Annotated in this window: 18 protein-coding genes and 1 pseudogene; 4 read left to right on the top strand and 15 right to left on the bottom strand. The window is 47.0% G+C overall.

Annotated features, from left to right (window positions below; genetic code table 11):
* A pseudogene (locus tag G493_RS0112335) lies at positions 1 to 254 on the bottom strand (Druantia anti-phage system protein DruA); the annotation flags it as partial.
* A gap of 185 nt (positions 255 to 439) precedes the next feature.
* On the opposite strand from G493_RS0112335, the gene tsaA reads away from it, so the two are divergent.
* Positions 440 to 919: a tRNA (N6-threonylcarbamoyladenosine(37)-N6)-methyltransferase TrmO gene (gene tsaA / locus G493_RS0112330; protein ID WP_028580644.1), complete on the top strand. Its 480-nt coding sequence runs from the start codon at positions 440 to 442 to the stop codon at positions 917 to 919.
* 354 nt (positions 920 to 1,273) lie between these two features.
* Here the strand turns inward: tsaA and G493_RS0112320 are convergent, their stop codons facing one another.
* From G493_RS0112320 to G493_RS0112280, 8 genes are all read right to left on the bottom strand, one after another.
* On the bottom strand, positions 1,274 to 1,723 hold the full coding sequence (locus tag G493_RS0112320) for a YkgJ family cysteine cluster protein (RefSeq protein ID WP_051309263.1): 450 nt from the start codon (positions 1,721 to 1,723) through the stop codon (positions 1,274 to 1,276).
* Positions 1,724 to 1,736: 13 nt separating this feature from the next.
* Positions 1,737 to 2,768, bottom strand: coding sequence for a histone deacetylase family protein (locus G493_RS0112315; RefSeq protein ID WP_028580642.1), 1,032 nt, complete (start codon positions 2,766 to 2,768; stop codon positions 1,737 to 1,739).
* Complete coding sequence (locus G493_RS0112310) at positions 2,761 to 3,324, bottom strand: GNAT family N-acetyltransferase (protein ID WP_028580641.1); 564 nt, start codon at positions 3,322 to 3,324, stop codon at positions 2,761 to 2,763. The genes G493_RS0112315 and G493_RS0112310 overlap by 8 nt, the downstream gene beginning before the upstream one ends.
* Before the next feature lie 546 nt (positions 3,325 to 3,870).
* Complete coding sequence (locus G493_RS0112305) at positions 3,871 to 6,948, bottom strand: PAS domain-containing protein (protein WP_153306500.1); 3,078 nt, start codon at positions 6,946 to 6,948, stop codon at positions 3,871 to 3,873.
* 77 nt (positions 6,949 to 7,025) lie between these two features.
* Entirely contained in the window at positions 7,026 to 8,516 is a 1,491-nt protein-coding gene (locus G493_RS0112300; protein ID WP_028580639.1) for a chemotaxis protein CheW, read from the bottom strand.
* 35 nt (positions 8,517 to 8,551) lie between these two features.
* Entirely contained in the window at positions 8,552 to 8,968 is a 417-nt protein-coding gene (locus tag G493_RS0112295) for a hypothetical protein (RefSeq protein ID WP_153306499.1), read from the bottom strand.
* A 307-nt stretch (positions 8,969 to 9,275) separates the two neighbouring features.
* Positions 9,276 to 10,676, bottom strand: a complete 1,401-nt coding sequence (locus tag G493_RS0112285) for a sigma-54-dependent transcriptional regulator (protein ID WP_028580637.1) — start codon at positions 10,674 to 10,676, stop codon at positions 9,276 to 9,278.
* A gap of 30 nt (positions 10,677 to 10,706) precedes the next feature.
* Positions 10,707 to 11,333 (bottom strand): response regulator, encoded by a 627-nt coding sequence (locus tag G493_RS0112280; protein ID WP_028580636.1) that lies wholly within the window; start codon positions 11,331 to 11,333, stop codon positions 10,707 to 10,709.
* A gap of 390 nt (positions 11,334 to 11,723) precedes the next feature.
* On the opposite strand from G493_RS0112280, the gene rlmKL reads away from it, so the two are divergent.
* Both rlmKL and yfcD read left to right on the top strand, forming a co-directional pair.
* Positions 11,724 to 13,919: a bifunctional 23S rRNA (guanine(2069)-N(7))-methyltransferase RlmK/23S rRNA (guanine(2445)-N(2))-methyltransferase RlmL gene (rlmKL, locus tag G493_RS0112275; RefSeq protein ID WP_051309262.1), complete on the top strand. Its 2,196-nt coding sequence runs from the start codon at positions 11,724 to 11,726 to the stop codon at positions 13,917 to 13,919.
* Positions 13,920 to 13,937: 18 nt separating this feature from the next.
* On the top strand, positions 13,938 to 14,432 hold the full coding sequence (yfcD, locus tag G493_RS0112270; RefSeq protein WP_051309261.1) for an NUDIX hydrolase YfcD: 495 nt from the start codon (positions 13,938 to 13,940) through the stop codon (positions 14,430 to 14,432).
* A gap of 9 nt (positions 14,433 to 14,441) precedes the next feature.
* Here the strand turns inward: yfcD and G493_RS32170 are convergent, their stop codons facing one another.
* Positions 14,442 to 15,977, bottom strand: coding sequence for an AlbA family DNA-binding domain-containing protein (locus tag G493_RS32170; protein WP_028580633.1), 1,536 nt, complete (start codon positions 15,975 to 15,977; stop codon positions 14,442 to 14,444).
* 403 nt (positions 15,978 to 16,380) lie between these two features.
* Here G493_RS32170 and G493_RS0112260 point away from each other — a divergent pair, with 403 nt between their 5' ends.
* Complete coding sequence (locus G493_RS0112260) at positions 16,381 to 17,499, top strand: Glu/Leu/Phe/Val family dehydrogenase (RefSeq protein WP_028580632.1); 1,119 nt, start codon at positions 16,381 to 16,383, stop codon at positions 17,497 to 17,499.
* A 409-nt stretch (positions 17,500 to 17,908) separates the two neighbouring features.
* On the opposite strand, the gene G493_RS0112250 is transcribed toward G493_RS0112260, so the two are convergent.
* The 5 genes from G493_RS0112250 to G493_RS0112230 all read right to left on the bottom strand — a co-directional run bounded on the left by G493_RS0112250 (position 17,909) and on the right by G493_RS0112230 (position 25,224).
* On the bottom strand, positions 17,909 to 18,463 hold the full coding sequence (locus G493_RS0112250) for a DUF2062 domain-containing protein (protein WP_028580630.1): 555 nt from the start codon (positions 18,461 to 18,463) through the stop codon (positions 17,909 to 17,911).
* Positions 18,464 to 18,549: 86 nt separating this feature from the next.
* Entirely contained in the window at positions 18,550 to 21,219 is a 2,670-nt protein-coding gene (locus G493_RS32165) for a PAS domain S-box protein (protein ID WP_051309260.1), read from the bottom strand.
* Between the two features lie 369 nt (positions 21,220 to 21,588).
* Complete coding sequence (gene rph / locus G493_RS0112240) at positions 21,589 to 22,293, bottom strand: ribonuclease PH (RefSeq protein ID WP_028580629.1); 705 nt, start codon at positions 22,291 to 22,293, stop codon at positions 21,589 to 21,591.
* A gap of 181 nt (positions 22,294 to 22,474) precedes the next feature.
* On the bottom strand, positions 22,475 to 22,939 hold the full coding sequence (locus G493_RS0112235) for a Smr/MutS family protein (RefSeq protein ID WP_028580628.1): 465 nt from the start codon (positions 22,937 to 22,939) through the stop codon (positions 22,475 to 22,477).
* 119 nt (positions 22,940 to 23,058) lie between these two features.
* Positions 23,059 to 25,224 (bottom strand): RelA/SpoT family protein, encoded by a 2,166-nt coding sequence (locus tag G493_RS0112230; RefSeq protein ID WP_028580627.1) that lies wholly within the window; start codon positions 25,222 to 25,224, stop codon positions 23,059 to 23,061.
* Positions 25,225 to 25,283 lie beyond the last annotated feature (59 nt).

Below are 25,283 nucleotides of genomic sequence, written 5' to 3'. Positions count from 1 at the left end.
TTTCTGAGCGGTCTTTTTTCAGTAATACGCTGAGGCAGCTGTATTTCACCTTTATCCTCAAGCTTCAGCAGCATGACTCGACAGGCACGATCTTTCAAATTCCCGTTCGCCTGGTACCAATGCCACTGCTCACACAAAGCTCTGGAAATGGCTGACCGGCCTTTGTCCCAATGCAAGGCAATGGTATCGCGTATACTATCCAGGTCGGCTTGATCAATGCTGCGACCGCGTATTTTATAAAGTTGATTTGCCAAAGTGTTTGCTCCTGTTTATAAGGAGATACTTTAGCAAATCCCAGGCAATGTCGCCAGCCAAAAATTACACCCTGTGATCAGTTACCGTTAAGGGCGCATGAGTCTTTTTTGTGGTACAGTAAGAGTCTGTTGTACTAAAAACTACCTCATACTGCATTACAACGCTGAGCAAGGATTTAGACACTATGAACATAGAACTCACTCCCATCGGCCTCATACATTCACCCATTGATAATCCCCAAAATGCTCCGATACAACCAAAGGGTGCGACCTCTCTGCGGGGAACAGTAGAAATCTATCCCGACTACACAGAAGGCCTGGCAGATCTCAGTGGATTCAGCCATATCATCCTGCTGTATCACTTTCATCTCAGCACACGAACCGAGTTGGTAGTCACCCCTTTCATGGATACCTGCAAGAGAGGAGTCTTTGCGACACGCTCTCCCCTGCGTCCCAACCATATAGGCCTGTCGATAGTAGAGTTACTTGCTGTTGAAAACAACAGATTGATTGTACAGGGTATCGATATCGTCGATAGTACCCCGTTGCTGGATGTTAAGCCCTATATTCATAACTTTGACAGTGTTGAACAGAGCCGCTCAGGATGGATGAAAGCCGACGTTGCTCAGGTGGCCGAAAAGCGGTCAGATAACCGTTTTCTGTAAGCCGGAAGTTTCGCAGGTTCATTCACACTGTACGTATCCCCAAAAAGGCTACTACTCATAGGTAAGACCAATATGCTTGGAAATCTCTGTCATTTACAACTGGTTACAGGGCGCCTGCAGTTTTTGCAAACAGGCTGGAGCTGCGTATTGGATTATACATAAGCCAGGCTGATCGCGGAAAGATCAGGTGCGCTGTGAGCAGTTGCCCAAAAAGAACAGTGATAATCACCCTGCCCCGGTTCGCATCACCTTACATGATGCGTGTAAAAGATTTTGTGTGCAGAGACAGATATACCAAGCGATGTGAGGCGTTTTCCCTGACCGCTCACAGCGGCTAGCAGAGTCTGCCTCCTTTCACTTGGGTTGTAAAGGCTGCCCAAAAGTGTTTTGCCCAAGCAGATGAATAGCTCCACGTCCCACCAGGTCAAAGAGACTATTGTCTGCCAGGTTACAACGAAATCCTTTGCAAGACTGTGGACGATAATGATAAATCTTGCAATAATACCTGCTGTTTCTTTTTTCCAAAAAAACGCACCCCTTGTCATCCGGATGAATCATAAAGACTTTGCCGCTTGCTTTAGCCTTCTCGACAAGCTCATCCATAGTTTTGGTTCGCAATTCATTGAGCGAGACATCTACTCCCACATGCCCTCCCATTTTCTTGATAAAATCCACTTCATCTGGCTGAAGGGTTATTTTACGGTAACTTTTGCAGCATGTACCACACTGGCGGCATTCGTGAAACATGGTCTGTAAAGTACTCTGACTGAGCTGGAGTGTATTTTCGTGCAAAGGCGGTTTCATGATGTCCCTGTCCTTACAGTGTCCAATGAGTATGCAGGGGGTGATTCCACAGTATGCGCTGTGCACGCTCTGAATACATGATTCCAGGCCGCAGCATCCTGGGATTAATCAGCTCATCAATGGTGGCCAGCACGGCCTGCTGTAATGAAGTGGGGTTATATCCTCCTTCAAGCACGAATAATAACCGGTTGTCGCAGGCATCTTTTGCCAGAATTTTTAACAGGGAGGTAATGGAGGCAAACCACGATGTGGAAAGCAAGGTCTTGCTGATAGTTTCCTCTTTATGGGCATCATAGCCGGCTGAAACCAATATAATCTGAGGGAGATACTGTTCAACCACACTGCTCAATACTTTTCCTGTCAGATAGGTATATTCCTCATCGGCAAACTGGGCATGCACTGGCAGATTTATGGTGTATCCACACCCTTCTTCCTTACCGATTTCATTGCGGGATCCTGTAAAAGGAAAAATTCGTTCCTCATGTATGGACATCACCAGTACCTGGCTGTTTTCATAAAAAACAGATTGGGTTCCGTTGCAGTGATGGACATCAAAGTCAAAAATCAGTATACGCTGCAGCCCATACACTTTACGCAGATACTCGGCTGTTACTGCGATATTATTCAGCACGCAGAATCCCATCCCACGGCCCGCCTCTGCATGATGCCCTGGAGGACGAATCAGGCCAAAGCCGTAATCAGCCTCGCCAGCCATAATCAGATCAGCCAGTTCAAGACACCCTCCCGCTGCAAGCTGAGCAGTATAAAAGGTTTCCTCCATGAGATAGGTATCTTTATCATAGGCATAGGGATCACCCGAGGCGGCATGCTGGCGTATCTGGTCAAGATACATCTCAGAGTGCACTGCAGTAATATCAGACAGGGATGCTTCTCTGGGCTTAATGAATTGCAAACTGTTTGCATATCGCTCCTCTTCCAGGGTCAGATACAACCCACGAATGCGATCAGCATTTTCCAGGGACTGCCTGCTTATCTGATGATTATGGTATCTGCGGTCAAGCAGAATAGCTGTTTTTTTATTCATAATGATGCTGATAAATCGGATGTTCGAAAAAACTCTTGCGATGCAGACGATACAAAAAGCCCTGTCTGTGCACCTTGTGATCAGCGTAACTCAATGAATCCAACACCTCAAAACCCAACTTTTGCAAACAACGTTGCTGGGCTACATTGTTAATATCAGTATACATGTCCACAGCATCCAGGCGAAGGCGCTGAAAGAGAAACATTATAAGAAACTTTTGTGCTTCTGTACCGAATCCTTTTCTCCTCTCTTCAGGACATGCAATTTTTATTGCCATCACGCCGATGCTGTTCGTCTCATTACGTAACCAGTAATGAATAGTCCCAAGAGGTGCGCCGTTTTTATGTTGAATAATAAAATACTTGGAATGGTCGCACCACAACGAACCGGCAGTGTGTTGATCACGAAAATGCTGCAAAGATTGTTTATCAGGACTTAAATATGGCCCATGTGCCTCCTGACTGTTGCTCCACCTGGCTAGATTGGCCAAATCCTCTTCCTGGATACGCCGCAATACCAAGCGCTTGGTAAATATCTGGTCGCCAAACAAGGTCATACCTGTTCCTGCTTTAGTCCCAATTTTTCATAATGTAACACATAGAGAGTATGCAATATCTTGGCATCGCAAAATCAGGGTGTTTTTAGTCCACATTCAACAAAATACCCTGTCGCGGCGAGCCAGTTTCAGGTTGTTTGACATTTACATCATTCTAAGGGTCGCGGAAAATAATGAATATCCAAAAATTGCCTAGGTTGGTAACGTCGTCGTGTCAACGATTCCATACTGGAGGTATTGAGCCATTGACGCGACGACGTCACCGAGTTGAGAGACAAGCAAGATTGGATAATTTATTTTCCCGTGACCTAAACCGCTGGCAGCGTGTCTGCGGTTTCACCGCCCAAGCCTTTCTGCAATCAAATGGAAAGAGAAAAAACCCAGGCTGCTTATGAACAACACACACAGTATGGAGTTTCGCTGGGAAACTCCATACCCCAGACAATAAGCGTCATCCGTCCCCTTGATGTGATGGTATTGGCAGTCCTTTTCAAAGACCTCAGGGGAATTCCGCGAGGCACCCCGGCAAGCCATTACCTGCCGGCTTTAATCACACATGGATTGTACGGCATCCTGCAGCGATTTGCTGGATGCAATCAGACGATCCAACGCCTGTGCGGTATCTGCTACGGTATGCTGCACACCTTCAATTGTCTCCTGATTCTTCCCCGAGGCCTTCACCACGCTCTGAATCTGATCTTTCACGCTCTTTCCATCATCGGCAAGTTTCGTGGCCTTTCCCTGTACATCGGAAACAGAGGAAGAAATATTCATAATACCACCGGAAATACGTTCCATGGCCTCCAGAGCAGTATTGATGACCAGACTGCCGTCATCCAGCATTCTCATACCGTCCTGCATGGCATCAATGGTTTGTCTGGAATCTTTTTCCACGACCTTGACAATGTTTGATATATCCACCGCAGATCTTGAACTGTTTTCTGCAAGTTTGCGCACCTCGTCTGCAACAACCGCAAACCCCCTGCCAGCATCACCTGCCCGGGCAGCTTCAATGGCAGCGTTAAAGGCCAACAGATTTGTCTGAGAGGCGATATCCTTAATGATATCGACAAACCCGCCGATTTTTTCCAGCTGCGCAACAAGGCTGGACACCATTTCGTTGTTCTGCTGCATTGATTTATTGATTTCCTTCATCTTTCCACCAGCCTCTGCACCGGCCTTGCGCCCGTTTTCAGCCTCCCGGGATACACTTGAAGAAAGCTCATTCACTTTTTCCGTTTCAGCCAGCATTTCCACTGAAGATTGCAACATCATGCTGATGGTCTCTTCAGACTGATCCAGGAAGGTTACTTCCTGGTCAATGGAGGTTCCCATGGATGTCATATCGCTGCGGACCTGCTCCATCTGCCGGGTTGATTCTGCAACCAGTCCGGCGACCTGGTCACTGGCCGAGGATACCACTTTTTCAAGCTCTGCTTCCATGCTCACATCCAGGCAAAACTCCAACGCGCCCTTGATATTTCCTTTGGCATCCTTGATCGGGGCACCGGTATATTTAATGGGGATTTGCTTCCCTTCCACGTTGGCCACAGTTTTTGCGGAAACCACCTTATCTTTCTGCATTGCCTGGGTACAGGCGCAATCAGCGGATCGGCAGTGATTGGTTGAAAACAATTCATAACATTTCCTGCCTATCACAGCGTCTGTTGTCAGATTTAACATGCTGGCCCCGGCCGGGTTCATGAAAGTAATGTTATATTCAGTGTCTATAGAAAATATTGGGGTGGGAATGGCATTGAGATTTTCTATCTTTTCATTGGCTTCCTGGCGCTGACGTGCCTCATCGGTAATATCAAGCACAAACTCCAGAGCGCCGACCATGTTGCCCTTGGCATCCTTGATAGGTGCGCCGGTATACTTAATAGGCATGATCACACCATCCCTGGGCCTGGCAATGGTCTCTTCACTGACAACAGCATCGGTCTTCATGGCTCGGTTGCAGGCGCATTTTTCCGTCTGGCAATGGGGAGTCTTGAACAGCTCAAAACATTTCTTGCCAATGACCTCGTCCGGCGTTAAATTAAAAACCCTTGAACCGGCGGGATTTATGAATGTGATGTTGTAGTCCGTGTCTATGGAATATATGGGTGTGGGTATAGCATTGAGATTTTCTATTTTGGTGTTGGCATCATGTCGCTGTCGAACCTCTTCCGTTACATCGATGATAAACTCCAGGGCGCCCTTGATATTACCTTTGGCATCCTTGATGGGCGCACCGGTATATTTAATGGGTACAATCATCCCTTCCCCTGGACGGGCAATGGTTTCTTCAGTGACGATTGCGTCGTTACGCATGGCCTGCGTACAGGCACATTTTTCCGTTTGACAATGTGGGGTTTTAAACAATTCAAAACATTTCCTACCGATCACCTCGTCCGGCGTCAAGCCTACGACACCAGCTCCTGCAGGGTTCATGAACGTAATGTTGTAGTCTGTATCTATGGACATTATGGGGGTGGGAATGGCATTGAGATTTTCTATCTTTTCATCGGCAAGTTGCTGTTGTTTCGCCTCCTCAGTTACATCAAGGATGTATTCAAGGGCTCCTTTGATATTGCCCTTGGCATCCTTGATAGGCGCGCCGGTATATTTAATGGGCACAATCACACCTTCCTTGGGGCGGGCTATGGTCTGCTCAGTCACCACGGAATCTGTCTTCATGGCACGCATACATGCGCACTTTTCTGTTTTACAATGGGGTGTCTTAAAAAGGTCGTAACATTTTTTGCCGATCACCTCATCGGGTGTCATGCCTGCCACGGCCGCACCGGCTGGATTCATGAATGTGATGTTGAAATCCGTATCCATGGCCATGATAGGGGTAGGAATGGTATTGAGATTTTCTATCTTTTCATCGGCAAGCTGCTGCTGTTTTGTCTCTTCGGTCACATCAAGAATATACTCCAGGGCACCTGTAATATTACCCTTGGCATCCTTGATGGGGGCACCAGTATATTTGATGGGCACAATCACGCCATCCCTTGGTCTGGCAATGGTCTGTTCTGAAACCACGGAGTCAGTTTTCATTGCCCTGGCACATGCACATTTTTCTGTTTTGCAGTGCGGTGTTTTAAAAAGGTCATAGCACTTTTTGCCAATCACCTCGTCCGGCAGCATATCTGCCACAGCTGCCCCGGCGGGATTCATAAATGTTATGGTAAACTTATCATCAATCTCCATAATGGGTGTGGGAATGACATTCAGATCTGTCTCCATTTGGTTCAATCTGGCTTCCAGCTGTTTGATGGTAGTGATATCACGAAGAGTTACCAGGACATCCCCATTTCCATTCACGGGTCTTGCGGTGCTTTGAAACCATTGAACTCCCGCATCGTTAACCTGAAGAGCGTCCACTTCCACCGGTTTATGTATGCGAAGGCTCTTTTCTGCCGGGCAGTCCTTGGTTCCACAGAAAGTCATGCCGCAGACTTCCTCACAGGTCATCTTCCCAAAAACCTGATCTTCAGTATATTGAAATTTCTCCATAAATGTATCATTGGCCCAGGTAATGATACGCTTGGTGTTGATAATAAATCCCGGCTCAACAATAAAATTCAGTTCCGTGGGATACGATGTGCCTTGAATTGTTCCTTCCGTTGACATGGTGACCTCCATCGTGCGCCTGCACATTCCTAGTAATCTTCTACTCAGTATGTTCTATGATTGTCTGCTCACTGCACTCAGGCAGGACGTTCTTCTTCCAAGGGTTCCGGCTCCATCCCGTCAGGATCAATAAACAGGTGATTACGCAATAAATTTGCCACATTAACCACCAACACATGTTCCCTGAGATCTTCTTCATTGATATATTCTATCAACCTGTCCAACGTATCTTTCTTACTTTGCAGTTCCGGACACAGTGAAGGAGTCTGATGATACTGTTCCTGCTTATAAATGGTGACAATCTGATCAACCAGCAAGGCCACCCGTGAATTCCCAGCTTTTCCAATAATCAATTTGGGTTCCGGTTCAAGTACGCAAGCCTGATAATGATCATAAAACTTTTTCAGCTCCACCACTGGCACAATATCTCCCCTGAGGTTGATAATTCCGCTGACTACGCCATTTACACCCGGCATGAACATATATTCATCTGTATCAAGGATTTCCTGAACATCCCTGAGTTCTATGGCAAAATTCTTTCCTATGGAAAAAAGGAGATAACTGTGCTCGGTAATCATGTGCCGTGTGGAGGATTGTACTTTCTGCTTCTCATTTTCCTCATTTTCTCGACGAATACGCGCCATTGCTTCAATTTTATCAGCCTGGGCTTCTATGAGTTGCATGGCATCAATCAGTATAACGTTTTGCTCTTCGCCAATGGCGCAGACCCCTTCCAGATACGCCTGTGCCTGTCCAGGCACTGCCATGATATCAGCCTGCGTTACAGCATGAATACGATCCACCCGATCTACAATCAGGCCGAAATTGTGATCACCCCGCTTCATAATGATGATCCGGGTATTTTCTGTTGGTGTAAAACTCTCTCTTTGCTGACGCCCCATCAATGCTGCACAACAAAGGACAGGTACAATTTTGCCCCGTATCTGCACAGCCCCTTCAATAGCTCCGCTGGCAAACATTTCGTTGAGTTCAGAAAAAAAACAGATTTCCCTGGTATCCTCTACATTGACCCCATACATCTGCTCCTGACATGAAAACAGGACATACCTGGTATAGACCTGCTGCTTTACAACAGCCGGAACAGCCTCTTCCATTGCAGCCAGGTCTTTATCTGCAAACAGCTTTTTCAGGTCAAGCATTTCTATTATGCGACGCCCATCGTCCATTTTGATCAAACTGGAAACAACGGTTTCATCGGTCATCAACATCGGCTCAAGGGGTTGAATATATTGATCTTCAACCCGTAGGACATCCCGTATGTCATCAAACAGCAGGCCGTAACGCTTGTTACCATGCTGCACAACAGCCACTTTGGCATCCGAGCTATATGATACATCTGCCAAAGCGAGCCTTTTCTTGAGGTTCACAACGGGAATCACGTCTTTACGAAGTGGCATGTATCCCTCAAGAAATGCTGTGCTCGTTGGCACAGCCCGTATGGATTGCGCCACCGGAGTAGCCTCTAATACAGCATGTGCGTGCAAAGCTATTTCCACGTCTTCCTTACGGTCGAGAATAAATGATGCGAAAAGTTGTTCGTTACTCATTGCATTCAACCCCTTGTCTGCTCAATGTATGAATCTCACCCTGTTTTTCCCGGAAAAAGACCAGGTACAGCATCTGTCTGCTCCTGCTGTTTTTTCATTAACTGTTGCAACACTGCGGTTATCTGAGAAAAATCCTCATCCTTGTACGCCAGAAAACGAGGCCTCAAGAGATGGCCTTTGGCAATGGTCTCGTCCTGATCATCGGGAAGGACCAGAATAAAAAAGACATTATCGAGCCGTGGCCTGAAAACAGAAAATGACTCCAACTCTTCGCTGCTTGCTGCATAGAGCACCACAGCCTCCGGCAAGGGCGCCAGTTTCTCGAAATGTGCCCGCAGATCGTGGTAATTCCAGCAATCGGTGACACTTTCGAGGGCCTCTATATGTTCAAGAGATTGCCTGAACCGTGACCCTATATCAGAACTTCCCGCCGTATAAAAAAGAATATTCATACCTTCAGTTCCTCTTTCCTTATCCATATAATTGCAGGTAAGGAGCGACTCCAGGTTACCATCACAGAAAATCAGGCCCGCTGAAAGTCAGGCAGAACAACAGCACAGCCCTTATAATCGTTAAGCAGAACGCGTGCCAGGCAAAATAAAATCAGTAAATAGAGTGAAGAAACAAACAGATAGACAAGAAACAAAGTCTAGATCTGCAGAATGCAAAATCCAGCCTGCTGCGTAAAAGTGTAAACAAAATATTACACTGTGCAATAAAGGAAACAACAAGAGAAGAATGAGAGCACCCAATGCCCGTTTACTTGTGTGAAGATATGGTCTGGCCGGCATCGTATTTTTTCATTAGCTGATACAGCCTGGTCCGCGAAAGACCTGAGACCCGTCCAGCTTCCATAATATTACCGTCAACAACGCTCAGCAGCCTGGTAAGATAGGTTTCTTCAAATTCTTCTCGTGCTTCGCGCCAGGAAGGTATGGAGGCATGCCGAATTTCCTCTACATTTCTTTCGTCATCGGTTTGCACGGAGGAACGGGCATAGGCTGTTCGAATATGGAGTGGCAGATGCTGGGTGAATAGAACCGGTGAATGAACGGCCTGGGCAAAGGCTGACTCCATAGCGTGATTGAGTTCGCGGACATTTCCCGGCCATTGATAGGCCTCGAGGTTATCAATAAAATCAGGCATAATCTCTTTGCGATCCTGTCCATAGCGCCGGTACAGAATCTCAAGAAAATGGTGCATGAGTAAACGAATATCCTCACCACGCTCACGCAATGGAGGCAAGGAAATCTGCATTCCGCTGATACGGTGGTACAGATCCTCGCGGAAGGTTCCCTGTGCTACCATATCCCCAAGATTCCTGTTTGTGGCACAAATCAAACGAAAGTCACTGACCACTTCTTTATGACTGCCCACCGGGCAAAACCTTCGCTCCTGGAGCACTCGGAGAAAACTCTTTTGAGACGTCAAGGGCAATTCGCCTATCTCGTCAAGAAATAAGGTACCTTTATCAGCATGACGAATCAAACCCCGGTTTGATCGATCTGCACCGGTAAACGCCCCTTTGACGTGTCCAAGAAGCACACTCTCCACCAGCTGCTCTGGCAAGGCTGCACAATCTACAACCACAAAATTTGCCGGGGCTCGTTTACTGTTCTGATGAATGGCCCGGGCAAAAGCCTCTTTGCCTGTTCCAGACTCACCATAAATAAGGGTGTTGGCTTCTGCAGGCGCCGCTTTGGCCAGGAGATCGAGACATCGTAGAAAAGCCTGGCTTTCTCCCACAAGTTGATCTCTTTCAACCATCTGGAGAGCCTGGTGTTGTTTCTGCAGCGCCTGTCGATACTGCAGGGCTCTGGTAAGCGCAAGGGATATTTCCTTGATCACTGACTGCTTTTGCAGGTAGCACCAGGCACCATGCTGGATAGCCAATTCTGCACCATCTGGAGTTCCCTGCCCTGTGATAATGATTACCTGGGGCCTGGAAGATAAACCGCTCAACTGCTCTATGGCCTCCAGACCATTACCATCGGGAAGGTACACATCAAGCAGAATGACATCAAAACCACTCTGCTTTGCTTCCCGGATTCCCTGGGTCAGAGATGGGGAATGCTGCGCATCATGTTGCATGCTGGCAAGCTTATCGAGCACTGTTTCGGCAAAAAGAATATCGTCATCTATGAGTAAAATATGCGCCATCGCTCACGATCTCTCATGTAAAAAACCATTTCAGGGTAGACACAGTCCTGGCAGAGCCTTGTCCACGGCCTCCAGGAGTTTCTTTGTTTCAATGGGCTTGTACACAATGGAGACAATACCTAAATCAACCAATTGCCTGCGGGAAAGGTCCCGCTCAATTCCAGAAATGAGAATAACAGGCAAGGCAGGATCGGCCTGACGGATATTTTGGGCAAGCTCAACTCCCGTAAGGTCAGGCATATCATAGTCTGTAATTACCAGTGCAAATTCCTCAGGTTGCTGTAAAAAACGTCGCAATGCAGCCTTGCTGTCATAGAAAGGCACTGCTGTTATATTTTCTTTGCGCAGGTATCGGCTGATGAGTTCAGCAATCTCCGGCTCATTATCGACCACCAGAACCTTTCCGTTCATCGGACTGACCGTATCTGCAGCAACCTCTGTGATCGCCTGCCCGATAGCAGGGTGCCGAGCCTGCCCGACGAGCTTTTCTCCCCTTACGCATGCCTGTATGATACGTTGCAGACGTTGGAGATTCCTGGCATCCTGAGGGCTGTCTTCGATAACCATTTCCGCATTAGCACGGATCGTACTGAAAATATTATATAAGGCATGCCCTGTTTTCTGTGTCAGGCTATCTGGAGTATCCTTTTCACTCATGGGTAATGTACATTTTAAACGCCGAATATTGTGTTCACAGATTAAAATAAGGGATACGTGTTGAGGTAATTTCCCGATATCCGCCCCTGTGTAATCATATTACTTTAACTGTACCACAAATACAGGTGGAGAGACAATTTGTTCTGTGAAGACAGCACTTCCCCATAAACATCCAAAATTCCTCACTGTTGCGCCAGGGAAGTGCTGTTCTCTTCTTGAAAAAATGAACATGCTGCAAGTATTTATTTACTTCCCGACGCATAGCGTATATGGTTGCTTGCCTCGATATCGATTCAAATTTCCGATTTTTTCCGGGAGAAAAAGAGCGATCTTTCCCTGCTTCAATCAATATATTACGCGCCCTTTACGCAAACCCCTATCAGTACTGAAATGACCACATCCCCTGCAATAAGAAGAAAAAGAAAGAAAAAAAAACAGCCCCAGCACTTTGTTGCAACCTGTGGGGCAGGCCTGGAATCCCTGGTATGTGATGAAATAAGCTCCTATGGTGGTGAAAATGTAAAAAGTACCCCAGGCGCTGTTTCCTGGTCCGGAACGCTTGAAAGCGGTTATCGAGCCTGCCTTTGGTCTCGCTTTGCGTCACGAATTCTCTATGAACTGTGCCGCTTTGAAGTAGCGGATACAGACACCCTTTATAAACATGCAGGAACTGTAGACTGGAATGAACATTTCGGCCCCAATGCCACCTTTGCCATCTACACGACACTGGTAGATGCCGAGCTGACTCACAGTCAATTTGCCTCGCTGCGCGTTAAAGACGCCATTGTCGATCAGTTTAGAAAACGTTTCGGGAAACGCCCCAATGTTGATGTGGAAAAACCCGGAATACGTATCAATCTTCATGTACAGGGAACACAGGCTACCCTGGCCCTGGATATTTCCGGTGACAGCCTCCACAGACGTGGGTACAGGCTCTCTGCCGGAGAGGCACCCCTCAAGGAAACCCTGGCAGCCGGCATTGTCCAGCTCAGTGGGTGTCTTCCCCACTTGCAAAACAATTCCACCCTTCTGGATCCCATGTGCGGCAGCGGCACCCTGCTCATTGAAGCTGCGCTCATGCTGGGTAAAACTGCGCCGGGCTTGGCGCGAAAAACCTTTGGCTTCATGTTTTGGAACAAACATGACAAAGGCCTGTGGAATCGCCTGAGCCAGGAAGCACTGAACATTGAAGAGGATGCTCTTCCGGAAGAATGGCCCCAAATCATTGGGTATGACACTGACCCGAAAATGGTTGAAATCGCCAGAAAAAATGTTATTGCGGCGGGGTTGCGTGATGTTATTACCATTGAACAGCAACCACTGGCCCAACTCACACCTCCCAGTGACAAGGGGTTCCTGCTGACCAACCCTCCCTATGGTGAACGGCTCTCTGACAAAATGGCCATTCGATATCTCTATCGTTTCCTGGGGCGCAGATTTCGTGAGCAGTTCCCTGGCTGGCATATAGGGGTATTTACAGCCCACCCTGATATTGCAGAGTCAACCAACCTGAATTGGCAGGAGCGAACCCGTCTGTTCAACGGCCCTATCAAGTGCCAGCTTCTCACCGGAGTGCAGGAACCGTTTCCACCGCTGAAACCATTCAGCTGGCAACCGGCAGCAGTAGAGGCAGACTGTCCGGCTCCTGATTTTGCCAACAGACTTCTGAAAAATTGTACCAGCCTGCTTCCCTGGGCTGAAAAAGAAAATATTCAATGTTTCAGAATTTATGATCGAGACATTCCGGAATACAATCTGGCGGTAGACCTCTATGAAGAGTGGATTCATGTACAGGAATTTGCCGCACCTGAAACCGTCGACGAATCCAAAGCTGCAGAACGATTCAGTCATGCCCTTGAAGCCCTGCGACAAGTGATGCAGACCCCGCACAGTAAAATTTTCATCAAAACCAGAAAACAGCAAAAGGGAAAAGAACAGTATCAGAAAAAAGATGGCTCCCAAAAAGCTCCCAAGGAAAAATTGCAGGAAGTTCATGAAGGAGGGCTCTCTTTCCTGGTTAATTTTACAGATTTCCTGGATACAGGACTCTTTTTGGATCACCGTATTACCAGGGCAAAGATAGCCTCGCTTGCCAGGGGAAAAAGCTTTTTAAACCTCTTTGCCTACACAGGTACAGCATCTGTGTATGCTGCCTCCGGCGGTGCCCGTGAGACCACCACCGTTGACATTTCCGCCAGATATCTCAGTCGTGCCAGGGCAAACATGGCCCTCAATGGATATGGCGGCCCGCGTCACAGGACGGAAGAGGCTGATTGCATGCAATGGCTGCGTAAAGATAAAAACAGGTATGATCTGATTTTTGTCGACCCTCCCACATTTTCCAACTCACGGCATACGGGTCTGCAGTTCAGTGTGCAGCAGGATCATGAAACTTTACTGCACCTGGCAATGAAACGACTTACCCGGGAGGGAATACTGATCTTTTCTAATAACTTCCGTAAATTTAAGCTGGCAGAGTCCATTACGGAACAATATCAGGTTGAGGATATCAGCAGCCAGACCCTGCCCCATGACTTTTCGCGCAATCCCAGGATTCACAGTTGCTGGCAGCTGAGTCACCGATAGACCGACAGGATACCCCTTATGAGCGCAAACGAACTGATACAAATAGTAGACCGTAGCAATAAGCCCATCGGCTCAGCCATGCGCGGGGAAATGCGTGAGAAGAACCTGATTCACAGAGCCACTTACATACTGGTGTTTAATAACCAGGAGGAGCTGTTTATCCAGAAAAGGACAGCTATAAAAGACATATATCCCAGTCACTGGGATGTTGCTGCAGGCGGTGTTGTGCTGGCAGACGAACCGTATGAAGAGGCCGCGAAGCGGGAACTTTCAGAAGAACTGGGAATCAGCAACGTGCCGCTCATCCATTTATGCGACAACTACTTTGAAGAGGATAATAACAGGGTGTGGGGCAGAATTTACTCATGCCTTTGCAACGGCCCGTTTATCCTCCAGGAAGAGGAAATTGAATACGGCCGGTTCATCGCCCTGCAGAGTATTCTTCCCCTGCACGCCGATGAACCGTTCACCCCTGATGGAATTCAGCTGTTGCAGAAATTAGGTAAAATTTAACCGCGTCTCTCATGATTTTTTTGAAGTCAGGTATTTGATGGTCTGGCTTGGGCTTAATTTCGTATTCGATGGCCCGGTCCGGATATAAAACTCTTCGTTATTGCCATTTTTTACAAATACAGGGGAAGATGCAGGCGTGCAGGCAATGTGCACTATCATCCTGTTATCAATTATAAGCAACCTGATGTGAAGAAAATGAGAAAACTCACTGCCAATATGTTGATTGATCAAATTTTTGACATGCAGCTGACAACGATCCTCATTTTCAAAGTTATCTGCTTCCAACCCTATCACCTCCCCATTGTCAGCCACTCCAAGTAAAAGTTGCCCTCCCTTGGAGTTGAGAAAGGCTGCAACGGCCTTGAGCCAGGCCAGTTCTATTTCTTTTCCGTTTTTCTTAGACTTCAGATTCATTCGGACAGTGGACTTAAACTCCACGGTATCGCATTCACCGGTATCAAGAATCTTTCTGATAATCTCTTCTCCAGAGCCCTGTTCGCCAGGCTGAGATGGATGGTTGAATCTTACACTTAAACGGAGAATGAAAAAGACAAGGACTCCCCCGGCCAGACCAAAGGTAACGTCTCCAAGATCCACTCGCAGCAATTCTTTACGAAGATCTGCAAGCAACGATTTTTCACTGGCAAGAACACCTATCAACAATCGACCGTCCTGTTTATTAACAGGCCTCATGGAAGCCAGCCAGGTTTCAGAGTTTGCCTGTATTCTGATTATCGGATACGAATTATCCGCCTCAGGCTGTACCCTGGCACAGGCGTGCTGTAATTTGGCATATAAATCCGTGGAAGAGGGAAAATTCTTGCCTATAAGCAGAAAATCGCTGGCTGCATGGGCCAAAAAAAGGTATGTCTCCATGCTTTTGGATTCATATTCCAGAAGCTGTTCAATATTGCGGAGAGGTATGGTGATGCTGAAAGCCAGAACATTGCGTGATTTTGAAGGGCTCCAGGAAACAGAGCCGCTTATTCCCTTGACGTCTTGATGGGCAAGAATACCGGGACCTGCCCAGTGAACGGCTCCATCAGGAGTTGGAGTAAACCACGGCATTGTTCTCGGATCGTAATCTGTCTCGCTGCTGTTACCAGCTGAGAAAAGGGTGTCTGCATTTTTCCATTTATGTTTCACCACAATTGTTTTGCCACTTTTTATAGTATAACGCTGGGTATAATACGCATTGTCGTTACGAAACAGAAAATATTCGTCTCCCTTGGAGTCTGCCAGAATATAGCCAGTTCCTGGGACTTCCTGCTCCAGAAGAGGAAATAATTTCTTATTCAACAGCGTGGTATCTTGAAAGGAGATTAACCCGTTGCTTCCCCATTGTTTTACCAATTCTAGTTTATCATTCACCTGGGATGAGAAAAAGCGGACACGTTCCATTTCACTTTCATTGATATCGCTGATAATGGTGGAAGCCATATCAGATCTCAGCCGATAATACTGGTAGGTATTAATCAGCAGCAGGGTAATAAAAAAAATGGCGACCGGTACTACAATACTGATAATACGTTGTCGAGAAAGCATTCTGTTCCTTCTTCCTGAATATTGGTGTTTGTACACTGTCTGAGCATCTCAGGCGCAAGAGCTTTTTATCTCTCATCATTTTTACATCCTGATTGTTTGACATTATTAGCACATTTGTGCTGAACTGAAAGGAGAAAGAGCCCTCCCCTCTCTTCAACCAGGGGTTCTTCTCCGGAAAAACTGTATCAGGGAGGTAGCTGCTCACAGGTACGCCACGGAGTCTCCCGATGGTCGTTTACTCTCCGGACGATCACGGTTTCCCGAATAAAAAGGCTAACGCAATCTACTCTCCCTGTAACAAACCGCGCTTATCCTAATAAGTGGCACCTCTAAACAGTGACATATCAAATGCCAGGGAAACAGGGAGTGAGTTTTCCTGTGAGGAGATATTCAAGGAGATACCATGCCCGACAACGCCATTTTTGCTCTGTACGATAAACTGGGACCTGCTAAAATTATCTCTATCCACGAACCCAGAGCCAATCTTCGAGGTATCCTTGTAATAGACAATGTCGCAGTCGGACCATCCATAGGCGGTCTGCGTATGGCAGAAGATGTCAGTGTGAATGAGTGCGCACGCCTTGCCAGGGCAATGACCCTTAAAAATGCTGCAGCTGGACTTCCCCATGGTGGCGGGAAATCCGTAATTTATGGCGATCCAGCCATGGAACGGACAGAAAAAGAAAACATCATCCGGTGCTTTGCCCATGCCTTGCGTAACGAACATGACTATATTTTTGGCCCGGATATGGGAACAAATGAAGAAACCATGGCCTGGATACAAGATCAGATTGGTCGGGCTGTCGGCCTGCCTGCCGCAATAGGTGGCATTCCTCTGGATGAAATCGGAGCCACAGGATGGGGCCTGGTAAATGCCATTGAAACAGCACAGAAATATTGCGGCATAACACTCACTGGCGCCAGGGTGGTAGTACAGGGGTTTGGAGCTGTTGGCCGACATGCCGCTCGTTTTCTGACCGAACGGGGGGCAGTTCTCATCGGTGCATCCGATTCCCGAGGTTCTGTATACGCGCCGGAAGGCCTTGATGTAAAAGCCCTCATTGCGCATAAGGATTCAGGGGGGACAGTTAAAGACTTTCCAGAAGGAGAAAAAGGTTCATCTGAAACTGTCATAGATATTCCCTGCGATATCTGGATCCCGGCTGCTCGCCCTGATGTGCTTCACAAAGATAATATCCACCGCTTACAGTGCAAACTGGTTGCCCAGGGAGCGAACATTCCCCTGACACTGGAAGCTGAAAAATATCTTCACAACAAGGGTATACTCAGTATTCCTGATTTCATTGCCAATGCTGGCGGAGTGATCTGTGCAGCTATGGAGTATCAGGGGCAAACACAAGACGCAGCCATGCAGACCATTGCAAAAAAAATACAGCAGAACACCAATGCTGTCCTGGAAATCGTCCAACGGGAAAACCTTACCCCAAGAGAAGCAGCGATGCGAATTGCTCGCAACCGCATTGAACAGGCCATGGGCTTTAAACGCTGGAACATTCTTTAGACCGAATTTATTACAAGAATGCGGCCGCAATAGATCAGCGCCTGTCCATAAATGATGTTTTTTGCTCAAGTAGTTGAGTCTGTCGGAGAAATATTATTTTTTCTCAGATTCAGGCATGTTCAGGATATCAAGCACAGCCATGTAGTCGATTTCGGAGTCTACGCTTACCCGGAGTCTACGCTTACCTACAAATATCCGTCAACAAAACAGATGCAGTTAAGCATGCTTGCCCGCAAGGTGCGTCTTATTGTAAATTCCTGAAACATGCGGAAGCATGTATAAGGATTCCTCTAACCGGCAAGCCAACAAAAGGGAAAACCGGAGAGATTATTTTTGGCAACGGAATGCAGCGCGAGTAACTCTTTTACCCCTTGGCTGTTGTGGAAACAACCGGAGACGCCTGTTCAAACTACCAATCTTTATTCCTGGCTGCTTTTTTACGCATTCTTCGCAGGTGCAAAAAAGTCAATAAACGGTACACCACAAGATAGCTCCCTAATCCGGCCAAAGAGCCTACGACAAGACTGCCAACCAACAGAGGAATGATAATTTCACCCCCAAGCTGCACAAAAATAATCACCTGCTCGCGAATAGCAAAAATATCCAGTCTGGCAAGTTCCCGTGCTATTGTCAGCAATTTTTGAGATACCTCTGATACTGGAGGGCCTTGCAAAAACAAGCAACCCACCCAATAGTTGAATGTAAAAATGGGTGCCAAGGTTACCGGATTGGTTATCCAAACCGGAATGACGGCGGCCGGTCGATTTAACCCAAACAGGGTGGCGAGAAAAAAGGCCAGAACGACCTGAACCCCTATCGTAGGAGTAAACGCCAGGAATGTCCCCAGGGCAAAACCTCCTGCTATGGCCCGAATGGAGCCACGTAGCTTTATTAGCCATCGAAGTATTGGCCGCAGCTTGAACAGAAAATTTTTATGTATGGCGGGTTTGTTGCCGTTTGTCATCGAACGCTAATCCAGTAGACGAGTACAGGCCCTGTCATCCATGAGTATTTTACTATCTCCAGGTTTAAGCGAATTGTGGCCTGTTTTCATTGGCCTTTTGACTGGCGTGTGTACCCATCCAATGCTTCCCGGATGCAATGGGCCAGTTCCGTTTCTAATATGGGCTTCCTGATAATTGACGTTATACCGCTAGCATCTAATTTTTCCCTGGTAACCAGTTCACTGAATCCAGATTGAAGAACAATCGGAACAGCTTCATCAGTTTTGCGTATTATTGCTGCCAATTCAACCCCATCCATTCCAGGCATTGTCAGATCCGTGAGTATGAGATCCACCGTATTTGCATTTGCCTGATAATATTGAACTGCTATTTCAGGGTCATTGCATGCCTTAACCTCATACCCCAGGTTAGTCAGCATCTCGTAAAGAAGTTCCGTAATCGTTTTTTCATCGTCCACGACCAGGATGTATTCTTCCCCCACAGGAAGTATTTTTTCACGGGGTGGCATGTCGTCGCGAGCCTGGCCCTGAACGCACGGGAAGTAGACGAGAAAAATTGCCCCCTTACCAGGATCACTGCGCACCTGTATATATCCGCCATGTGATTTGACAATACCATGGACAACGGATAATCCCAGTCCTGTACCACCACCTTTTTGCTTAGTAGAAAAATAGGGATCAAAAATGTGTTCAAGTGTGGACGGCTCCATTCCACAGCCGGTATCAGCTACAGTTAGTTGCACATAGCGGCCGGGTCTGGGTGCATCTTTACTCTGCAAATCGTCTTTTCCAATGTTCACATTACGTAATTTTATGGTGATTCTGCCGTTGCTGGAGCCAATGGCCTGATAGGAATTGGTACATAAATTCACGAGAATTTGATGGAACTGCACCGGTACTCCCAGAACAGTACAGCAATCAGCAGCAATATCCTGGTGCAGTTCAACATTGGCAGGAATGGAAGCCCGCAAAAGTCGTACAATTTCTGTAATGATACTCTTCAGGTCTACTTTCTCGAGCACCTGCTCGTCCTGCCTGCTGAAAGCGAGAATATGGGCAACCAGTTCACGGGCCCTGATCCCGGCTTTAACGACCTGTTCCAGGCTATTTACAGCTTTATTTCCCTCAGGCATGCGTTGCAGCGCCAGTTGGGTGAACCCGATAATAGAGGTGAGGATATTATTAAAATCATGTGCTATTCCGCCAGCGAGTGTTCCTATGGCTTCCAATTTCTGGGATTGGAGAAGTTTCTTCTCCATTTGTTCTTTTTCGATTTCCGCTTCCCTGCGTGCGGTTATATCCTGGACAGTGCCAACTATTTTCAAAGGCGTTCCATCCTGCCTGTATTCAATGCTGGCGATAACATGAAGGTGCTTGATCCTCTTCTCAGGCAGAACAATCCTATGCACAAAATCTATCTCGGTACCTCTTTTGACAGCATCCTCAATGGCCCGTCCCACAAAAGTGATATCTTCTGGATGCACCCTGGCTAATATCATCTCATACAGGTTAGACCCTGGCGTAAGTTGCTGCTTATCAAACTCGTAAATCCGATAGATCTCATCTGACCAGACAATTTCATTACTCTCGAAGACCTTTTCCCAGTGTCCGAGCTTGGCCAGTTGCTGTGCCTGTCTATGCATCTTTTCACTTTTCAGCAACTTTTCCTGCATCTGTTTGCGTTCACTCGTATCAGTGGCAAACGCAATGGAATACTGTTGTCCCGCATATTCAATTATACTGGAAGTGATCTCAACCGCTATATACTCCCCATTTCTTTTCCTGTGCCTTCTCTCGACTATCCTGAATCCTTCACCTGCACCTGCCCAAAAATCGGGCCAGGTTGAGGGACTTATATCAGGATCAATATCCCAAAGATGCATAGAGCAGAGTTCATCCCTTGAATAACCGAGCATGTGGGCAGCCAACTCATTCACATCAATAATCCTGGCCTCTTCATCCAGGCGATAAATGCCTATGGCAGCCTGATCATATATAAACTGTGTCAACCACAGGGCTTGTTCGATTTTTTTGCGATCAGTAATATCGAAAATCGATGCATCTATCGCCACAGGATTTCCTTTAGAATCTCGAATGAGTTGCAAAGAAAGACTGACAGTAATACTCGTGCCATCGACTTTTCGGCTTTTCACCTCAAAACCGACAATTTTCTCTTCCTTAAGAAGACGCTGGATGAGTTTTTTTCTATCTTCCGGATTCTCATACCGGGACAAAACCGTAGTCTGCAAAAGGGACTCAACAGATGGACTCCCAAGCAACTCCGCGGCTGCAGGATTGGCGAACACAAAAGAGCCTTCCCCTTCCAGCAGGCTGCGAAACATACCTACGGGTTGATTATCTATAAACTGCCGATTTCTGGCATTGCTTGCCGCAAGGGTCAGTTCTTTTTCTTTTCTTTCTGTAATATCATGCCCCACAAGGAGCAAGGACTTGCTCCCCATATCACACTCATCAAAGGTTTTCACACGCCATTCATACCAACGGGAATGTATTTTCAGATCGTTTTTCTGGATAAACCGAAGGCACTCCTCTTCATTGTGTGTAGGTACGGAAAGATCCGGTTGAACCAACTGAAGCAAAGCAGAGAGGGAAATATTTCCAGGGTTGCAAGCTGCCAGACCAAAAAGCTCACACGACGGCGGATTGCAATACACGAGCTGGTATTTACCGTTCAGAACAATAACGCATTCATCTATATGTTCGAGAATGACACGATGATCATGTTCCTGAAGCATATATGTCCTTCAAAAGTTTAATAATTCCGGTACCGTCAGGCAAATACATAAAAAGAGTTACACGAATCCAGATCTGTTAAAAACAGTGTATCACAATGATCTATAATTTCGGCACCGATTTTTACCCAATCATGCCTTGCAAAAATATGAAGTCTCAAATGCAGCGGTGCTATCGTTGTACTTTCGTAACGCCTCACAGAGAAAGTGGCTGAGCTTGACAAATTTCTTGCACATGTAATGGGTTACACAGTATCAAAGATATTCGCAGACAGGATGCCGTACCGTATAGGGCTATACGTAAACCAGCCAGATCGCGGAAAGGTCAGATCCGCTATAAGCAGCTACGCATATTGAAAAAAGTGCTCATACTCACTCATCCCAAAGGGTAAATAATTGCTGAATCCCCTCCCAGGCCATGGAAGCCATCAGGGAAAATTTTTCAGGTGCAAGGGGGCTGCTTTCCGCTGTCATTTGTGTTTCAATCCAACGACCATCACGCGCCATCACGAAATTGGCATCAACGTCTGCAGTGGAATCCAGCATGTAATCGAGGTCAAGCACGACATTTCCATCCGAGACTCCTACACTGACAGCAGCTACCGGCAAAATTTCCGGCATCTGCTCAAGTTTTTCTTCCCTGACCATGGCCTTCAGTGCCTGACGCACAGCAAGAGCTGCACCGGTTATTGAAGCACAGCGGGTTCCACCGTCAGCATTAATTACATCACAATCCACACGCAGAGTATGTGCGCCAAGCTGTCGTAAATCAACCATCATCCGCAGTGAACGACCAATGAGTCGCTGTATCTCCAGTGTTCGCCCTGACTGCCCCCTGCCCGCCGCTTCTCGTCGTCCTCTGGTATGGGTTGCACGGGGTAGCATACCGTATTCGGCGGTAATCCACCCTTGCTCTTTACCAAGAAGAAAAGGCGGAACTCCATTTTCTACAGAAACAGCACACAACACGTGGGTATTTCCCATGCGAATGAGTACAGAGCCTTCTGCATGGGGCTGCACGTCGTAGGTAATGGAAAAAGGACGAAGGGAACCTGCAGGGCGCACACTCTTATTCATAAGTATTCTCTCTTCTTGGTATAAATACTTGACCTCTGTAACAGGATATCTGTATAAAGATCGGGAGTTGGAAAACCTCTCTCAGAAAAAGAGAGACTGGAAATCGGAACCTCAAACATGAACTCAACTTATCAGAAGTGAAGAGATCAAAAACGGTAGGATTGCCTGGCAGGCAAATACATTATAAAACCACCAACGTAATTCCAGGGTTATTTTTTTTAAAATCCCTGTGCTCTGACAATATGGGAAATCTTCGTATCAATTGCTTTCCCGGACCTCCATGGCCATGAAACTGTTCCCCGTAAACCACATCATCAACTTCGCCTTCATGTTGCAAGTAGCTCAGGTAGCGACGCACTTCATCGCGAATCAACCCTCCTGTGCCAGATGAGCCATAACCGTGAATCAGGGTCACGACGCGAACATATTGCAAACGGCAGATATACAATTCGTTGCGCAATCGCTCCATGGCTTGTTCCACCTGGGGCATACCTTTTTCCAGGTTGATAACTCGTTGAACACATGATTTTTTTTCTGGAGGTGGCGACAAAGTAACAGACTCACCGCAATATGGACAAACCATTCTGCTTGCTACAAATTCATTACCACACATCCCGCAGAGGATCATCTCACCACGAGAACCCATTACACATTCCTTTACACGCACTTTTCCATGACTGAGCTGAAAAAAGGAAAAGGTTCAGCTTGTTGATCCACCTCCTTATTCAAGTTCAGGCACCCAGGCACCACAACCTATTTACACCATCAGGTTCGGCGGACTTCAATAACCTCCTGCATTTGCTGCAGGTGCTGTAGCAATTTCTGCAGATGCTCCCTGCCGGTCACCTCAACAAGAACTTTAAGCTGTGCAATGTTTTCAGCAGTGGTACGGGCATTCATTTCAACAATATTTGCATCGTCGGCACTGATAACACCACTGATCTCAGCCAATAATCTCTTCCTGTTTTCAGCCCTGATCAACAGACCGGCAAGATGATGCTCTCCTTTGATTTTGCCGGACCAGGAAACATCAATCCAGCGGGTAGGATCAGAAGATAACAGATTAGGACATTCAGTTTTATGAATCGATATTCCAGAGCCGGTGGTAATAAATCCCATAATATCGTCCCCGGGAATCGGACGACAACAACGGCTGATTTTAACCAGCATATCATCAACACCATCGATATCAATGGTTTCCCGTTTCTCAATCTGGTTGCGATTGTCAGCTTCTTTTTTAACCCTCTCAAGCAGTTCTTCCTGACGACGTCGCTCTTCTGCTTCCCGGAACTCCTCAGGTTGCAGAGCTTTAACCAGCTGGGAAACAGGTATAACACCAGAGCCTACCCGCTCCAGCAGATCGTCCAGATGGTTTGCCTTGAGCTCCTTGAGCAAAAGACGCAGGTGTCCTCCCTTTAACAGACCACGGAAGCTGACATCATATTTTTTGAGCTCCCGTTCACAGATTTCTCTTCCTAATTTCAGTGAACGTTCCCGTTCCTCTTTACGCAGCCATTGGCGAATACGGGTTCTGGCACGCCCGGTCTTTACAAACTGTAGCCATGCCCGTTTGGGATGCTGTTGTTTCTGGGTAATGATTTCTACGATATCGCCATTCTGCAACTCATGCTTCAGTTGCACCATCTGACCATTCACTTTGGCACCTACACAGGTATCGCCAACAACGGTATGGATAGAATAGGCAAAATCAATGGGAGTGGACCCACGGGGAAGTTCACGGACTTCACCTGTTGGAGTTAACGCGTAGACATCAGGGTCAAAAAGCTCACCTCTAACTGAATCAATAAATTCACCGGGATCTTCCACATCCTGCAGATGTTGAACCAGGCTCTTCATATCCTTGAACAGGCGCGCATCCCGCTCAGAGATCTTTTGACCTTCCTTATAAGCCCAATGGGCAGCAACACCCTCCTGGGCAATTTTATCCATCTCTTCGGTACGGATCTGGATTTCAATGAAATGCCCGGCAGGACCGACGACCGTCGTATGCAATGATTGATAATTGTTGGACTTCGGTGAACTGATAAAATCCTTGATACGGCCCTGAACAGGGGTCCATTCACCATGTACGGTGCCCAGGGCCTTGTAACACTCCTCCACAGTTCGCACAATAATGCGAAAGGCTACCTTATCATAAACCTTTTCCAGTGGGATTTTCTGGGCGACCAATTTTTTGTAAATAGAATACATATGTTTTGGTCTGCCGATAACACGCATGGGGTTAACCTTATTCTGACGCAATATGACACTCAGAATTTTGATTACTTCATCCACATACGCCTGTCGCTCATCCAGAGTTGACAGCAGAAGCCTGTCCAGTTCAGCATATTCATTGGCAAAAAGATGTTTGAAGGCAAGGTCTTCCAGTTCTCTCTTCAACCACTCAATACCAAGGCGACTGGCTAAAGGGGCATACAGGTCCATGGTCTCCCTGGCTTTCTGACGCCTCTTTTCTTCACTTACAACATCAAGGGTTAGCATATCCTGAAGCCGATCTGCAAGCTTGAGCAGCAGCACACGGATATCAGCCCCCATTGCCAGAAGCAGTTTACGGATATTTTCAGCCTGGTGCGTCAGTCTTGAATTGTACTGGACATGGGTTATTTTTGTCACACCTTCAACCAGATGCGCAACATCGCGGCCAAAACGCTTCTCAAGCTCCTCCTCTGTGGCAACCCCTTCTTTCAGTGTTCCGTGCAAAAGCCCGGCCACAACTGTATCCAGATCAAGTTTCATTGCAGCAAGACTGGATGCAACATTGATCACATGTTTTACATATGGCTCACCGGATTCATGCGTATGACCGGCGTGGCGCTCGGAAACAAATTCATACGCTTTTTTGAGCGGCTCCAGGTCGACCCCCTGGAGATATCCGGCGGTCAGGGAATAAAGGTTGCTGACATCAGGCATAAGTACAGCCGGTATTTGAATTTCATCGGTATCTATCCAAACATACGCCCATTTCGAGG

It is taken from the genome of Desulfogranum japonicum DSM 18378 (assembly GCF_000429945.1).
GTDB classification, from domain to species: domain Bacteria; phylum Desulfobacterota; class Desulfobulbia; order Desulfobulbales; family Desulfobulbaceae; genus Desulfogranum; species Desulfogranum japonicum.
The sequence above is the reverse complement of the archived record's forward strand: the minus strand, read 5'-3'. Positions and strand labels throughout refer to the sequence as shown.